The 14,566-nt window shown below is 70.0% G+C and carries 11 protein-coding genes and 1 pseudogene; 2 read left to right on the plus strand and 10 right to left on the minus strand.

The genetic code is table 11. The features are described from left to right. Positions 1–99 precede the first annotated feature (99 nt). The 3 genes from ftsH to ACZ1HC_RS15540 all read right to left on the minus strand — a co-directional run bounded on the left by ftsH (position 100) and on the right by ACZ1HC_RS15540 (position 4,434). Positions 100–1,944 (minus strand): ATP-dependent zinc metalloprotease FtsH, encoded by a 1,845-nt coding sequence (gene ftsH / locus ACZ1HC_RS15530; RefSeq protein WP_472700880.1) that lies wholly within the window; start codon positions 1,942–1,944, stop codon positions 100–102. Positions 1,945–2,166: 222 nt separating this feature from the next. After that, the gene (ltaE, locus tag ACZ1HC_RS15535) at positions 2,167–3,222 is read right to left on the minus strand and encodes a low-specificity L-threonine aldolase (RefSeq protein ID WP_472700881.1); all 1,056 of its coding nucleotides are present in this window, start codon (positions 3,220–3,222) and stop codon (positions 2,167–2,169) included. A gap of 96 nt (positions 3,223–3,318) precedes the next feature. Then, a complete protein-coding gene (locus ACZ1HC_RS15540) occupies positions 3,319–4,434 on the minus strand; it encodes a YihY/virulence factor BrkB family protein (RefSeq protein WP_472700882.1) in 1,116 nt (371 codons plus the stop codon). Between the two features lie 226 nt (positions 4,435–4,660). Here ACZ1HC_RS15540 and ACZ1HC_RS15545 point away from each other — a divergent pair, with 226 nt between their 5' ends. After that, complete coding sequence (locus ACZ1HC_RS15545; protein ID WP_472700883.1) at positions 4,661–5,557, plus strand: hypothetical protein; 897 nt, start codon at positions 4,661–4,663, stop codon at positions 5,555–5,557. Next, positions 5,550–7,151, plus strand: coding sequence for a phage holin family protein (locus ACZ1HC_RS15550; protein WP_472700884.1), 1,602 nt, complete (start codon positions 5,550–5,552; stop codon positions 7,149–7,151). Before ACZ1HC_RS15545 ends, ACZ1HC_RS15550 begins: the two co-directional genes overlap by 8 nt. 189 nt (positions 7,152–7,340) lie before the next feature. Here the strand turns inward: ACZ1HC_RS15550 and ACZ1HC_RS15555 are convergent, their stop codons facing one another. The 7 genes and pseudogenes from ACZ1HC_RS15555 to ACZ1HC_RS15585 form a co-directional block, all read right to left on the minus strand. Further along, positions 7,341–7,631, minus strand: coding sequence for a DUF2934 domain-containing protein (locus tag ACZ1HC_RS15555; RefSeq protein ID WP_472700885.1), 291 nt, complete (start codon positions 7,629–7,631; stop codon positions 7,341–7,343). A gap of 103 nt (positions 7,632–7,734) precedes the next feature. After that, on the minus strand, positions 7,735–8,502 hold the full coding sequence (locus tag ACZ1HC_RS15560) for an ABC transporter ATP-binding protein (protein WP_472700886.1): 768 nt from the start codon (positions 8,500–8,502) through the stop codon (positions 7,735–7,737). Next, entirely contained in the window at positions 8,499–10,463 is a 1,965-nt protein-coding gene (fhuB, locus tag ACZ1HC_RS15565) for a Fe(3+)-hydroxamate ABC transporter permease FhuB (RefSeq protein ID WP_472700887.1), read from the minus strand. Before fhuB ends, ACZ1HC_RS15560 begins: the two co-directional genes overlap by 4 nt. After that, complete coding sequence (locus ACZ1HC_RS15570; RefSeq protein WP_472700979.1) at positions 10,460–11,302, minus strand: ABC transporter substrate-binding protein; 843 nt, start codon at positions 11,300–11,302, stop codon at positions 10,460–10,462. The genes fhuB and ACZ1HC_RS15570 overlap by 4 nt, the downstream gene beginning before the upstream one ends. A 59-nt stretch (positions 11,303–11,361) precedes the next feature. After that, a complete protein-coding gene (locus ACZ1HC_RS15575) occupies positions 11,362–13,170 on the minus strand; it encodes a TonB-dependent receptor (RefSeq protein WP_472700888.1) in 1,809 nt (602 codons plus the stop codon). 22 nt (positions 13,171–13,192) lie between these two features. Continuing rightward, positions 13,193–13,459, minus strand: a pseudogene (locus tag ACZ1HC_RS15580) (hypothetical protein); the annotation flags it as partial. Positions 13,460–13,537: 78 nt separating this feature from the next. Beyond that, entirely contained in the window at positions 13,538–14,488 is a 951-nt protein-coding gene (locus ACZ1HC_RS15585) for a LysR family transcriptional regulator (protein WP_472700889.1), read from the minus strand. Positions 14,489–14,566 lie beyond the last annotated feature (78 nt).

Raw genomic sequence — 14,566 nt, forward strand, 5'->3', positions numbered from 1 at the left:
GGCTGCTGGCCCTGGCGGCAGCCGAGTGAAGGCGCCCACCCGGCGCCTGGGCTGCCCTGGCAAGGCGCGCCGCCCGCCGACAAGCGCCTGTTCCGTGCGTCAGGCGGCGTGTCCGCTGTCCCGGGCGGGGGCGGACGCCTGGGACTGGTCCAGAAGCCCGCGTATCTCGGCTTCGTCGAGGGTTTCCTTCTCCAGCAGCCGGCGCGCCGTGCGTTCCAGCAGATCCCGGCGTTGTGTCAGCAGATCGACGGTCCGGGCGAAAGCCGCATCGACGATCCGGCGCACTTCCTCGTCGATCGCCGCGGCCGTCTCGTCGGAATAGCTGCGATCCTGGGGGGCGTAGGAGGCCTGTTCGGAGCCCAGGAAAGACCGCGGGCTCTTTTCCAGCGCGACATGCCCCAGCTTTCCCGACATGCCGTAGCGCGTGACCATCGCGCGGGCGATGTCGGTGACCCTGGCCAGATCGTCCGCTGCTCCGGTGGACAGGTGGCCGAACACGATCCGTTCCGCGGCGCGCCCGCCAAGAAGCACCGCCATCTTGTTCTCCAGTTCCTCGAGGGTCATCAGGAAGCGGTCCTCGGTCGGCCGCTGGATCGTGTAGCCCAGCGCGCCGATGCCGCGCGGGATGATCGAGACCTTGTGGACCGGATCGACGCCCGGCAGCGCCATCGCCACCAGCGCGTGCCCCATCTCGTGATAGGCGACGATCTCGCGCTCGCGCGGGTTCAGCAGGCGGTTGCGTTTTTCGAGGCCGGCCACGATGCGTTCGACGGCGTTGTTGAAATCCTCCATCATCACCGCCGCCGCCCCGCGGCGGGTGGCAAGCAGGGCCGCCTCGTTGACCAGGTTGGCAAGGTCCGCCCCCGTGAAGCCGGGGGTCAGGGCCGCGATCTTCTCGGGGCTGGCCTCGGGGGCGACCCTGGCCTTCTTCAGGTGGACGTTCAGGATCTGCACCCGGCCCTGCCTGTCGGGACGGTCCACCAGCACCTGACGGTCGAAGCGCCCCGCCCGCAGCAGGGCCGGGTCGAGGATCTCGGGGCGGTTGGTCGCGGCCAGCAGCACCAGGCCCGTCGAGGAATCGAAGCCGTCAAGTTCGACGAGAAGTTGGTTGAGCGTCTGCTCCTTCTCGTCGTGGCCGCCCATCGGCCCGATGCCGCGGGCGCGGCCCACCGCGTCAAGTTCGTCGATGAAGATGATGGCCGGCGCCTTGGCGCGCGCCTGCTCGAAGAGGTCGCGCACCCGCGCGGCCCCCACGCCCACGAACATCTCCACGAAGTCCGAGCCCGAGATCGAGAAGAACGGCACCGCCGCCTCACCGGCCACCGCCCTGGCAAGCAGGGTCTTGCCGGTCCCCGGGGGGCCCACCAGCAGGATGCCCTTGGGCATCCGCCCGCCCAGGCGCCCGTAGCCCTGGGGGTCCCTGAGGAAATCGACGATCTCCTTCAGTTCGTCCTTGGCCTCGTCCACGCCGGCGACATCCGCGAAGGTGACCCCGGTATCCGCCTGGACATAGACCTTGGCCCTGGACCGGCCGATCTGCATCAGCCCGCCGCCAAGACCCGCCCCCATCCGCCTGAGCGCGAACATCCAGATGCCGACGAATAGAAGGACGGGCACGATCCACGACAGCAGGTCGCGCAGGAAGGTGCTCTCGATCTGGCCGGTAACGGTCACCCCGTGTTCCTGAAGCTCGCGCGCCAGGTCGGGTTCGACCCGCGTCGTCACGAACATCTGCCGCCCGTCGACCGGTTCGGTGAAGCTTCCCTGGATGAAGCGGTCCGAGACCGCCACCTGCGCGATCCGGCCCTGTTCGAGATAGGTCGTGAACTGGCTGTAGGGGATCTGCGCCACCTGAGTGGCGGCGGTATAAAGATACTGGAACCCCGCCAGCGCGAAGAAGGCGGCGACCCAGTATCCGATGTTGAACTGCGTTTTCCTGTCCATGTCACGGCCGCGTGCTGCTGGTTCCAGGCCAAGGCCCGGCGGCATCGGGAACGGCGGCCACGACGGACCCGGACAGGGGGATGACGTCGAAAGCGGTTCTCATAGCCACATCCTCCTCCGAGCAACATGGATACAAGTTCTTCTGCCGACGGACGCCGCGGCATCCGGCCTGCGGCACCCGGCACAAGCTGATCTAGGACCGGCGGTCAGCCGTTCAAGAGGTCATCCGACCCGGACGGCTGCGCCCGCCGCCCGCGCCCCGGACGCCAGGAAGTAATCCTCGCAGGCCGCGCGGACCCGTTCGACCGAGGCATCGTCGACATCCAGATGCGTCACCCACCGCAGGCTGCCATAGCGGCCGCCGACGACGATGCCGCGGTCGGCCAGAAACCGCCTGAAGGCCTCGACGTCGGCGGAAACCGGGGTCATGAACACCATGTTCGTCTGCGCCGCGCCCGCCCCCAGTTCGGGAAAGGCGGCCAGGACATCGGCCAGACGCGCCGCACGGGCATGATCCTCGGCCAGACGCGCGACGTTGTGTTCAAGCGCGTGGATGCCGGCGGCGGCCAGGATGCCCGTCTGCCGCATCCCGCCGCCCAGCATCTTGCGCAGCCGGCGCGCGGCGCCGATCAGATCCCGCGGCCCGGCCAGGACCGAGCCCACGGGCGCGCCCAGCCCCTTGGACAGGCACAGCGACACCGTGTCGAAGCCCCGCGCCAGCGCATCGGCGCCCAGGCCGGTGGCGACGGCGGCGTTCATCAGCCGGGCGCCGTCCAGATGGGTGCCCAGCCCGTGCCGCCGGGCCAGCGCTGTCGCGGCCTCAAGGTAGGCGGGATCCAGCACAAGCCCGCCGAAGGTGTTCTCCAGCGTCAGAAGCCTGGTGCGGGCGTGGTGGAAATCGTCGGGCTTGATCGCCGCCTCGATCGCGGGCAGGGCGATGGTGCCGTCCGCTTCGTTGGGCAGCGGTTGCGGCTGGATCGAGCCCAGCACCGCCGCGCCACCCCCTTCATAAAGGAAGGTATGGGCCATGTGCCCGACCAGGTATTCGTCGCCCCTGCCGCAATGGGCCATCAGCGCCGCCAGGTTCGACTGCGTCCCGGTCGGGAAGAACAGCGCGGCTTCCTTGCCAAGGCGCTCGGCCGCCATGTCCTCGAGCCGTTTGGTGGTCGGGCAGTCCTCGTAGACCGCGTCCCCGACCTCGGCCGAGGCCATCGCGGCCCGCATCGCAGCATCCGGCCGCGTCACCGTGTCCGAGCGGAAATCGTCCCTGGCTGTCATGTCGCCGTCCCCCTGCCGGGCCGATGATGGCCCGGCGGCAGGTAAGCCCGACCCCGGCCGAAGATCAAGCCGCCCTCTGCGGCCTTCTGCCGCCTCTCAGCGCTTGCGCCCCAGCAGCTTGCGGGTGGCGCTTCCCATCAGCAGCATGGCCAGGAACAGATCCGTCCGGGGCGAGGCGCCGCCGCCCCTGGCGACCCGCTCACGCTGGCCCTGCCGGGCGCGGCCCGGTTCGGACCGGCCCGACTGGCCGGGCGGCGGGGTGTCGGCCTTCACCGCCTCGCGCCGGCCCATCGGCAGGGGCGCGCCGCTGGTGGTGTCCCGGGCGGTCTGCTGCTCGGTCTCGGCGTTCAGTTCGGCCCCGGCCAGGATCACATAGGCCGACAGCCACATCCAGGTCAGCAGCACGATCACGCCTCCCAGGGCGCCGTAGGTTTCGGTATAGCTGCCGAAGTTGCGAACATAGATCGAGAAGCCCACCGTGCCGGCGATCCACAGCGTCGTCGCCACCACGGCGCCGATGCTGATCCAGCGCCACTTGGGCTCGGCGCGGGACGGCGCGAAGCGATAGATCGCGGCCAGCCCCAGCATCGCCAGCGCCGCCATCAGGGGCCAGCGCAGGATGGTGATGGCGCTTTCAAGCGCCGAGGGCAACTGCGCGAAAGCCACCAGCGAGGGCAGAAGGACCACCATCCCCAGGCTTATGGCGGTGCCCAGAACGGCGCAGAAGGTGATGACCAGGGCGGTCAGGTAAAGCCGGACGATGCCGCGCTTTTCCTCCTCGTCATAGGCGATGTTCAGCCCCTCGATCAGCGTCAGGACCCCCTTCATCGCGCCGTAAAGGGCGACGGCCACGCCGAACACGGCCACCAGGCCCGTGCCGGTCTGGCTGCCGCTTGTCACCTTCAGGACCTGGTCGCGCAGGATGCCGGCGGCTTCCTCGGGCAGCATCCCGACGATGGTTTCAAGCTGGCTGGCGATGTCGGCGGGATCCAGGAACAGCCCGGCCACCGACACCAGGGCGGCGATGGCCGGAAAGATCGAGACCAGCGCATAGAAGGCGATGCCCGCCGCCACGACCGAGATGTGGTCGCGCGAAATCTCGTCCTTCACCCGCCACAGGATCTGCTTCCACCCCGCGGCCGGGATGCTGGTGGGCGTTTCGGCGCTTGTGCCCAGGTCGGTGCGCGAAACGCTGCGGTCACGTCGTGACATGGCCTGTCCTCTTGCTGACGGTGCGGTTCTGCCGGGGGCGGGTGTCCCGGCTTTCCGGCAAGGTCCCTTGCCTTGCCGGGGGGAACGCGCGCACCGCCGCCCCCGGTTCCCCGCCCGTCCGGCCGAAAGCACTGTGGGAACAATCGGGAAAGTGCGTCGTTGTGCCCCCACGACAAGGTTCGGGCCGTATCATCGGCAACGACATTTCTAGATCGGGAGGCTTCCCATGAATTCAGACCAACACCAGGCTTCGGCAGGACACGACAAGTCCACGCTGGACACCGTCAAAGAGCAGGCAGGCCAGAAGGTCAGCCAGGCCGCGGACACGCTGAAGCACGAGGCCGCGCGTCGCGAGGAAGGCGTGCGCGGCAGCCTTTCGCAGCAGGCGGACCAACTGGCTTCGGCACTGCGCTCGGCCAAGTCCGAGATCGACCCCCAGTCCAGCATCGGCAGGGTGTTCGACTACGCCGCCGACAGCGTCGGCAACCTGGCCGAGAACCTCAGGACGACCGACACGCGGGACATGATGCAGGGCATCCGCAGCTTCGCCCGCCAACGTCCGGGCGCGTTTCTGGGCATCTGCGCCCTGAGCGGCTTCGCGGCGGCGCGCTTCCTGCTGGCCAGCGCGCCCGACAGCCGGGGGCAGGGCATGGCCGGCCGCAGCGGCCAGGGCTACGGCCAGGGTTCCTCGGGCATGGGCCAGACCGGCTACGGCCGGTCGGATAACATGACGGGCGGTTCTGGACAGGCCGGCACGATGTCGGGCGGCATGTCCGGTGGCAGCGGCATGGGCACCGGGGGCAGCGGATCTGGAACCTCGGGCACCGGCATGGCCGGCAGGGGAACCTCCGGGACCGGCGGCAGCGGCGGCAGCGGATCGGGGACTGGCTCCACGGGCAGCGGCATGGGCGGCACCTCGCCTGCCTCGGGAACCTCCGGCGGCAGCTATGGCAGCACCTCGGGCACCTCGGGCAGCGGCCTCGGCAGCAGTGGCGCGGGCAGCGAGGCTGGCGGTGATCTTACGGACCAGTCCACAAGCCGCGGCGGCGCCGCCGGCACCACGCCGGGCCAGACCTCTCGCACTTCGCCCGCTTCGGGCGGGACCGGAGGACAGCATGGCTGATTACTCGACCGATACCGGGCGCATGGACGATCCCGCCCGGCCGCACAGCCCGGCATCGCTGGCCTCCGAGGCGATCCGCCTGTCGAGCGATCTTGTCCGCAAGGAGATCGCCCTGGCCAGGGCCGAGGTCAGCCAGAACATCCACCGGGCCGGCGTGGCGATAGGCTTCATCGTCGCCGCGGCGGTCATCGCCATCGTCACCATCAACGTGCTGGTGGCGGCCCTGGTCGCTGCGCTTGCCGAAACCGAGCTTGGCCCGATCTGGAGCGCGGTCATCGTCGGCGTCGTGCTGGCGGTGCTGGCCTATATCCTGCTGCGCAAGGGCATGAACGACCTGAAGCCGGAAGCGCTGATGCCCACGCGCACGGTCCAGAATGTTCAGCGCGACGCGCAGGCAATCAAGGGGCATACAATGACAAATGAGTCCGACAATCCCGAACGCCTCGAACGCGAGATCGAACAGGACCGGGACGCCCTCCGGCGCACGCTGAACGACCTTCAGGAAGAACTGTCGCTGGACGCCTTTACCCGCCGCCTGACCGACAAGTTCCGCGAGAACGGCTCGGACTGGGCCAACGCGGCCAGCGAGGCGGCGCGGTCCAACCCCGTCGCGCTTGCGCTGACGGGCGTCGGGCTGGCCTGGCTGATCTTCGGGCGCGGCTACGATCCCGTACACAGCGCGATGGAGCACCGTTCCGACCGCCGCAGCAGCGACTGGGACCGCCCATCCAAACCCTATACCGTCAGCACCTCGAGGAGCGACATGTCAAAATCCGGCAGCAGCAGCATGGGCGGTTCGCCGTCAAACGTCACGGGACAAGGTGGCTGGGACAGCAGCCAGACCGGCAGCCAGTACCGTTCGGGCCTTTCGTCCGGCACCGGTTCGGGCACCAGTTCGGGCGGGGGATCCTACAGCGGTTCGGGCACCCATTCGGGTGGCGGGTCCTACAGCGGTTCGGGCTACGGCTCGGGCGGCAGTTATGGCGGCGGGTCCCGGCAGGGCGGGATGTCCGAGACGCTGCGCCAGAAGGCGCAGAGCTGGAGGGACCGCGTCGGCAGCAGCACCAGCAGCCTTCACGACCGGCTGAGCGAGGGCACCGAAGGCTTCAGCGAGGAAGCCCGCCGCCGCGTCCATGACGCCCGGCGCCGCGCGCTCGAAGCGCGGGAAACCGCCTCGCGCCGCCTGCGCGAACGCAGCCGCGTGGTGTCGAAGGGCTATGACAGCGAACCGCTGTTCTTCGGCGTCGCAGCCGCCGCCATCGGCGCCGGCCTGGCCTGCCTGCTGCCGCGGACACGGCAAGAGGACGAACTGCTGGGCAGCTACAGCGACCAGTTGTTCCACGAAGCCGAGAGCATCTACGAGGAAGAGAAGGCCAAGGTGCAAAGGGCCGTGGCCGCCGGTCTGGACGAGGCCAAGTCGGCCGCCGGGCAGGTGACTGCCGCCGCGCAGAAGGAACTGCGCGACGATCACGGTCAGGGCCGCGACGGCGAAAGCGGCCAGGGTTCAGGCTCGGGTTCGGGCATGGGTTCTGGCTCCGGCTCCACCTCTGGCTCTGCCGGCCAGTCGTCGGGTCGCCCGGGTTCGGCGTCCTGACCTGAGGCCGCAGCTGGCGGCCTCTCTAACATGCGACTGCGCTGCGAGAGGATTCCCTCTCGCAGCGCAAGCCGTTTTTCCGGTCATGATGAATGGGCTTTGTCCTGCACGGCCAAGGGCGCGCGGGCGTTGGCCCGCCGCCCAGGACATTCGCATCAACGGGCTCTGCCTGACCCGGCCGGGCGCGGCCTAGCGCTGATCCCCCGCATCGGGATGAAGCGGCGACACGATCGCCTCCTCGGCCTCGTCAAGACCACCGGCGGTTCCGCCCTCGCCCGCCTCGATGATGCGGCCGTCGGCATCGCTGGTGTCGTCGGGCACGCTGTCGGCCGGCAGGTCCGACAGGCTGTCGTCGCCCAGGATGCCTTCCCGGCGAAGTTCCTCCTGCGCCTGCGCCCAATGTTCGGCGTCGCGCCCCTCGGGGCGGCCTTCGGCCTCCCAGATCTGATGCGCGCGGTGGCTGATCCGGTCGTCGTCCATCGTCTTGTCCTCCAGCGGTGTTTCCCCGGGAACGCCCCGGCCCGGCGAATGTTCCTGGCCCGCCCCGGCGGCCCCGCCGCCAAGGCTGGCCTGATGGGTCCGGTCAGGCGGGCGTGGCGACCGGGTCGCCGCCAGGGCGGGACAGGACCTGCATCGGCAGGCCGTAGATCCGTTCCAGCGCCTGGGGCTGCATCAGGTCGGCGGGGCCGCCCTGAAGGATCAGCCGCCCCTCTCTCAGCGCGACGACGTGGCTGCAGAAGCGCGCGGCCATGTTGACGTCGTGCAGGACGATGACCGCGCTGCGGCCGGTTTCCTGGCACATCCGGCGGATCAGGGCCAGGACCTCGACCTGGTGGGCGATGTCCAGCGCGCTGATCGGCTCGTCCAGCAGCAGGGCGGCGGCTTCCTGCGCCACCATCATCCCCAGCCAGGCCCGTTGGCGTTCGCCCCCCGACAGGCTGTCCACAAGCCGGTCGGCAAGGGCCGAGACGCCGCATTCGGTCATCGCCCGGGCGACGGCCGCATGATCCCGGGCCCCGAAGCGGCCCAGCGCGCCGTGCCAGGGGATCGGCCCAGTGCCACCAGTTCGCGCACGGTCATTCCCTCGGCGGCGGGGGTGCTGTGGCAGGAAGGCCAGCCGGCGGGCATAGTCGCGGGCGCGCCAGTCGGGCAGGTCGCGACCCTCGAAGGCGACCCTGCCGCCGCTGGGCGCGATCTGCCGGGCCAGGACCCGCAGCAGCGTGGACTTGCCCGATCCGTTATGGCCGATCAGCGCGATCGTCCGCCCCGCGGGAAGATCCAGCGTCAGCCCGTGCAAGAGACGGCGCCCCGGCACATCCACGCTCAGATCCCGGATCGAGAACAGGCTCATCGCGGCGACCTCGTCATCAGCCAGACCAGCCAGGGCGCGCCGATCAGCGAGGCGAACAGCCCAAGCGGCAACTCATAGGGAAACCCTGCCATCCGCGCGCCGAAGTCCGCGGCCAGCATCAGCCCGGCGCCGGTCAGCGCCGCCCCGGACAGGTGATCGCCCGGACGCGCAAGACCCAGGCTGCGGGCAAGATGCGGGGCCATCAGGCCCACGAAGGACAAGGGACCCACCAGAACCGTCGCCGCGCCGGTGGCCAGCCCCGCCAGCGCGATCAGGATCATGCGCGCCCGGCGCAGGGGCAGCCCCAGCCCACTCGCAACCCCGCCGCCCAGCGGCAGCACCGCCAGCCAGCGACAGACCACCAACGCGCCGGTCCAGGTCAGGGCGGCAAGGCCCGCAAGCGCCAGTGCGCCCGTCATGGTCACGGTCGAGGACGAGCCCGACAGCCAGGCAAGGATCTGGAAGGACCGCACGTCGCCCACCGCCATCGCCGCCGACAGCAGGGCCGAGGCCAGGGCCGAGACCGCGATCCCCGCCAGCAGCACCCGTTCGGCCGGCATGTCGCGGCGGCTGACGAAGCCCGCGACCGCGGCAAGGGCCGCGCCGCCCCCTGCCACGGCGCCCGCGGCAAGGGCTGCGGCCGTCGGCGCCGCGACCAGATAGACGACCCCCGCATAGCCCAGGGCCGCGCCGCCCGAGACGCCCAGCACCTCCGGCGAGGCAAGCGGGTTGGCGGTCAGCCGCTGCAGGATCGCGCCCGCGATGGCCAGGGCCGCACCGGCCGAGGCCGCGGCGATCAGCCGGGGCAGGCGCGTGGGCAGGAAGGCCGCCAGGCTGTCGGCATCCAGCACCGTCCAGCCGCCCGGCACGCGGCCGATCCAGGCCAGAAGAACGGCCGCCATCACCACGGCCAGGGCCATCCCCGCCAGCAGCGGGCCGGGACGGGCGCGGCGGCGCGCGGGTCCCTCGGCGCGCTCGCGGCCCGGCGGCGTCGATCCGCGCAGCCTCGGCAAGAGCCAGATCAGCAGCGGGCCGCCGACAAGGCCGGTCAGCGCTCCGGTCGGGAACGTCTCGCCCAGCCGGCCTGCCACCAGCAGCACCGCGCCGTCGCACAGCGACAGGATCACCGCCCCGACGACAGGGGACAGCGCCAGCAGGCGGGGGATCGACACGGCCCCCAGGCTTCGGGCCAGGGCCGGGGCGGCCAGGCCCACGAAGGCGATCAGCCCCAGTTCGGCGGACACGGCGGCGGCCAGCAGCACCGCAAGGCCGACGGCCAGCAGCCGGACCAGCATCACGTTCAGGCCCAGGCCTGCCGCGCCATCGGCCCCCAGCGACAGCACGCGCAGGGGACGCGCCAGCAAGGCCGCGGCAGCGGCGCCGGCCGCCAGCACCCCGGACAGCACGCGCACCCCGGACCAGTCCTGCTGCACCAGCGAGCCGCCGTTCCAGATCACCAGCGACAGCAGGTATTGCCCCTGGGCCAGCGTCATCGCGGTGGCGATCGCGCTTGCAGTCATGCCGACCAGCATCCCGGTGATCACCATGCTGACGGGCGCGAAACCCCGGGCCGCGCCGATGGCCAGCACAAGCCCGGCAGCCGTCCCCGCGCCCGCCAGCGCCACCGGCCAGCGGCCCGATTCGAGCAGGCCGGGGGCCAGCATGGTCGCCATGACCAGGGCAAGCTGGGCGCCGGCCGAGATCCCCAGCGTGGTCGGATCGGCCACGGGGTTGCGCAGCACCACCTGCAGGATCGCCCCCGACAGGCCCAGGACAGCCCCCGCCAGCAGCGCCACGACGCCGCGCGGCATCAGGCCGAAGGCCAGAAGGATCTGGGGTATGTCCATCCCCGCCGGATCCAGCGGCCATGCCGGCCAGCGGGCGAACGGCAGCAGGCCCAGCGCCGACCAAAGCCACAGCAGCGCCGCCAGCAGCGCGAAGGGCAGCAGCCGTACGGTCATGCGACGGGTCCGGGACCGGCTTCCAGGGCCTGAACCAGCAGCCGGGCAAAGCGCAGCGCGGCCGGAACGGCGCCGAAGGCGTTGGTGTCGGCCAGCCGATAGGTCCGTCCCTGGGCCACGGCGGGAAGGACCTTCCACAGGATGCTGCGCGACAAGGCCCGCGCCGCAGAGGCGGGCAGGCCGCCCACGACCACCAGCCGGGCCTCGGGCATCAGGGCCAGCCGCTCGATCGGCACGGGGGCCAGGAAGCTGAAGGCGGTGCGGTCCGTCCAGGCGTTCCGCAGTCCCAGGCGGTCCAGCGTGCTGCCGAACAGGCTGTCGAACCCGAACGCGCGCAGATGGCGCGCGTCGCCGATGTCGACCAGCGCCACCGGCCGGTCGCGGAAGGGCTTCAGCCGCAGCGCCAGCCTGTCCAGTTCGGCCTCGGCCCCGGCCAGGGCGCGGGCACCGGCCGCGGGGTCGCCGACCGCGTCCGCAAGGGCCGTCAGCGCCGCCAGCGCCTTGGGCAGCGGCGCTTCGCCCGGCACGAAGAAGGGCAGCGACAGGACCGGTGCGATCCGGCGCAACCGATCCTCGTGATGGGCATAGTAGGGCGAGGACAGGATCAGGTCCGGCCGCACCAGTTGCAGCAACTCGAAGTTGGGCGCACCGCGCAGGCCCAGGTCGATGACGGCATCGGGAACCGCCGGTTCGGCCACGTCGGCGCGAAAGCGCACCAGTTCGGCCGCGGCGACGGGCATGTGGCCGATGGCGATGGCCGTCTCCAGCATCGCCCAGTCGATCGCGGCAAGGCGCGGCGCAGGCCCGGTTGCCGCCGCGGGCGCCCGGGCCGCCAGCATGGCCGCGGCCCCGACCGCGGCAAGCACCGCCCGGCGCGACGGCCCGCCGCCCCGGACGTTCACCACGTATAGGCCAGCTTCGCCGCGATGGTCCGCCCCTCGCCATACGAGCAATAGGAGAAGCCGCAGGCACCGACATAGACCTCGTCGGTCAGGTTGGCGATGTTCAGCGACATCTCGACCTTGCCGCGGGTGTATCCGGCGCCCAGATCGACCAGCGTCACGCTGTCCAGTTCGGCGCTGTTGGCGGCGTCGATGAAGCGTTCGCCGATGTAGCGGATGCCGCCGCCCACACGCAGGCCGTTGCCGAAGTCGCGATCCAGCCACAGGCTTGCCAGGTGGTTGGGCGCGTCGAGCAGTTCGTTGCCGTCTACGTCAGGCACAAGCGGCGCCGTTTGCTCGGTTTCGTTGTAGGCATAGGCTCCGCGCAGCCTCCAGACATCGGCAATTTCGGCGGTCGCTTCGATTTCCAGACCGCGGGACTTGACTTCCGGGATCTGGCGAACCCCGAAAACCCCTCCCTCCACTACGCTCCGGCTGACATTTTCCTGCCGCAGGTCGTAAACCGCAACGGATATAAGTCCCTCGAATGCTTGCGGCTGGTACTTGACGCCGACCTCCCATTGCTCGCCCTTGATCGGCCTCAGGACATTGCCCTCGATGTCCACGCTCGCCTGGGGGTCGAAGCCGGTCGAGTAACCGATGTAAGGCATGACACCGTTGGCCATCACGTAGGACAACCCGGCGCGGCCGGTGACCTCGTTTTCCTTGTATTCGGAAGGTGAGCCATAACGCTCTCCAGTCTGCTCGATCCAGTCATAGCGCAGGCCCAGCGAGCCGCGCCAGTTCAGGTATTCGACCTCGTCCTGGGCATAGATCCCGACCTGGCGCAGGGTGGTGTCCCCGGCATTGGGTTCGCCGAAGAAGACGCGTCCGCCGGCATCGTAGTCGGGATCCCGCAGGTCCAGATCGCTTGCGGTCCCGAACAGGCTGCTTTCGAAGGCATCGTATTTGCGCAGATCCGCGCCGAACAGCAGCTTGTGGACGGCTTGCCCGGTCGTCGCCTCGCCCGACAGGCGGGTGTCGAGGCTGATCGTGTCGCTCTCTTCGCTCTGGTCGCTGGAGCCGCGGCTGATCCGGTCGGGCCCGATCACCGCATTCGCATAGGTGCCGCGATAGTCCCAGTCGAGGCTCTCATAGCGGAAGCCCTGGCTCAGCGTCCAGCCGTTGTCCAGCCTGTGGCTGACCTCGGCGCCGATGCTGTACATCCTGCGGTCGCTGTCGTCCCAGTCCTTCTGCCCCGTGTAGAGGTCGCGCAGATCGTCGCCGTCGCCGATCCGGGTCAGCGCGAAGGGCACGCCGGTCGGCGACAGCGGCGAATCCCTGGTGTAGTTCGCCAGGAAATCGATGGACGTCGCCTCGCCGGGGGTCCAGCGGAACGCCCCGGCCAGATAGCCGCCCTTGTTCGTCAGGTCCTCGATCTGGGTGCTTTCGTCCCGGCCGATTCCGGTGATGCGGAACGACAGGTCGTCGGACGGGGCGCGGTTCACGTCGAAGAACAGGCTGGCGCTGCCGTTGCTGTCATAGCCGATGCCCGCCTCGCCGAAATCGAAGGACCGCGCGCGCTTCTGGACCATGTTGATGACCCCCAGGGGCGAGCCCGCGCCATAGAGCGACGATGACGGGCCGCGCAGCACCTCGATCTGCTGGAGGCCGTAGATTTCCTGCCCCACCGCGCCGAAATAGCGCCCCTGGCGCAGGCCGTTCACGTATTGGGCGTTCTCGGCCTTGAAGCCGCGGATATAGGGCGTGTCGAGAGCGCGGGTCGATGCCGAAGGGTTCGGCCAGGACGCCGGCGGTGTAGGCAAGGGCCTGGCCCAGGTTCTGCGCGCCCTGGTCCTCGATCTGGTCCTGGGTCACGACCGACACGGACTGCTGCGATTCCGCGATCGGCGTGGCGGATTTCGTCGTCTGCGCGCCGCCGGCCACATAGCCTGCCACGTCATCGGCCGTCAGGGTGATGTCGCCCAGAACGAAGGCCGCGTCACCGGACCCCGCCGTGCCGGTGGCGGTTTCGGCGTCCTGCGCCAGGACGGGCGCGGTCAGGGCAAGCGCGCTGACGCCGGCAAGAAGAACGAAGCGAGGCAGAGGGTGCATGAGAAACCTACTGAACTTGTCGGAATACCGAACCCCCTTTACCCGCCCCTGCGGGGCCGTCAACCATTTCCGACAGATTCAGTCTGTTTTTTGCTTGGCCGTCGGCCCTGGCGCGCCAAGCCCTGCCGCGCCCGCGGTCAGGCGCCGCAGAGATCGCAGGATGGTCACCACCGGCGCGAAGCCTGCCGACGACCGGTGATAGGTCACGCCCGTCGGGATGGACCAGCAGAAGCCCGCCAGATCCACCTGCCGCAGGCGCAGCCCCGGAAAGACCGAGGCGAGCGGGACGGGCATGCAGGCGATGAAGCGGTGTTCGGCGATCATTTGCAGGGCGATCTGCATCGAATGGGATTCCAGGGCGACCAGGGGCGCCGCCAGTCCATGCCCGGCGAAGAACTGTTCAATGCGGGTATTGGCCTGCAACCCGCTGAACAGGCTCAGCCAGGGATAGGCCAGAGTGTCCAGGGGCGTGATCTCTCCCTGGTCGAACAGCGGGTGATCGGCCGCGGCAAACAGCGCGTTCGCCTGGTCATACAGGATCTCGGTGACGAATTGCGGTCCCATTTCGGCGTGATCCTCGGGGACGCCGCCGGCATAGGCGCGGATGTCGCCCACCTTCAGCGCCGGCAGCAGTTCCGAGCCCACCCCGGTCGAGACCGCGACGCGCAGATTGGGAAAGTTGCGCCGCAGGTCGGCCAGCACCCTGGGAAAATAGGCCGCAGAATAGACCGGCCCGCCGCCGATGCGCATGACGCCGCCCAGGCCGGACGCCTGCGCGCCGATCTCGACCACGGCGGCGTTCCAGGACGCCTCGATCTCGCGCGCGCGCAGGTGCAGGTTCTCGCCGGCCTCGGTCAGGCGGATGCCGCGCGGAAGCCGCATGAACAGTTCGGTGCCGAAGGCGTCCTCGAGCTGGCGGATCGACTTCGTCAGCGCCGGCTGGCTGGTGTTCAGGTGGCGCGCCGCGGCGTGGAAGCTGCCGGCCTCGGCCACGGCCAGAAAGTGACGCAGGCGCCAGATGTCGTGCATGATCGTCCCCACCCCGCCACCGATATACGCGGGTTATCGAAGCGATCCAAGGCGGTATTGGGCAAGGGCCGGCCCGGG

The sequence above is a fragment of the Paracoccus sp. BR5-17 genome (assembly GCF_055693925.1).

Bases quoted from the DNA above. Each gene is read 5' to 3' on its own strand.
- ftsH (WP_472700880.1), bottom strand. From the start codon at position 1,944: ATGGACAGGAAAACGCAGTTCAACATCGGATACTGGGTCGCCGCCTTC.
- ltaE (WP_472700881.1), bottom strand. From the start codon at position 3,222: ATGACAGCCAGGGACGATTTCCGCTCGGACACGGTGACGCGGCCGGAT.
- ACZ1HC_RS15540 (WP_472700882.1), bottom strand. From the start codon at position 4,434: ATGTCACGACGTGACCGCAGCGTTTCGCGCACCGACCTGGGCACAAGC.
- ACZ1HC_RS15545 (WP_472700883.1), top strand. From the start codon at position 4,661: ATGAATTCAGACCAACACCAGGCTTCGGCAGGACACGACAAGTCCACG.
- ACZ1HC_RS15550 (WP_472700884.1), top strand. From the start codon at position 5,550: ATGGCTGATTACTCGACCGATACCGGGCGCATGGACGATCCCGCCCGG.
- ACZ1HC_RS15555 (WP_472700885.1), bottom strand. From the start codon at position 7,631: ATGGACGACGACCGGATCAGCCACCGCGCGCATCAGATCTGGGAGGCC.
- ACZ1HC_RS15560 (WP_472700886.1), bottom strand. From the start codon at position 8,502: ATGAGCCTGTTCTCGATCCGGGATCTGAGCGTGGATGTGCCGGGGCGC.
- fhuB (WP_472700887.1), bottom strand. From the start codon at position 10,463: ATGACCGTACGGCTGCTGCCCTTCGCGCTGCTGGCGGCGCTGCTGTGG.
- ACZ1HC_RS15570 (WP_472700979.1), bottom strand. From the start codon at position 11,302: ATGCTGGCGGCCCGGGCGCCCGCGGCGGCAACCGGGCCTGCGCCGCGC.
- ACZ1HC_RS15585 (WP_472700889.1), bottom strand. From the start codon at position 14,488: ATGCACGACATCTGGCGCCTGCGTCACTTTCTGGCCGTGGCCGAGGCC.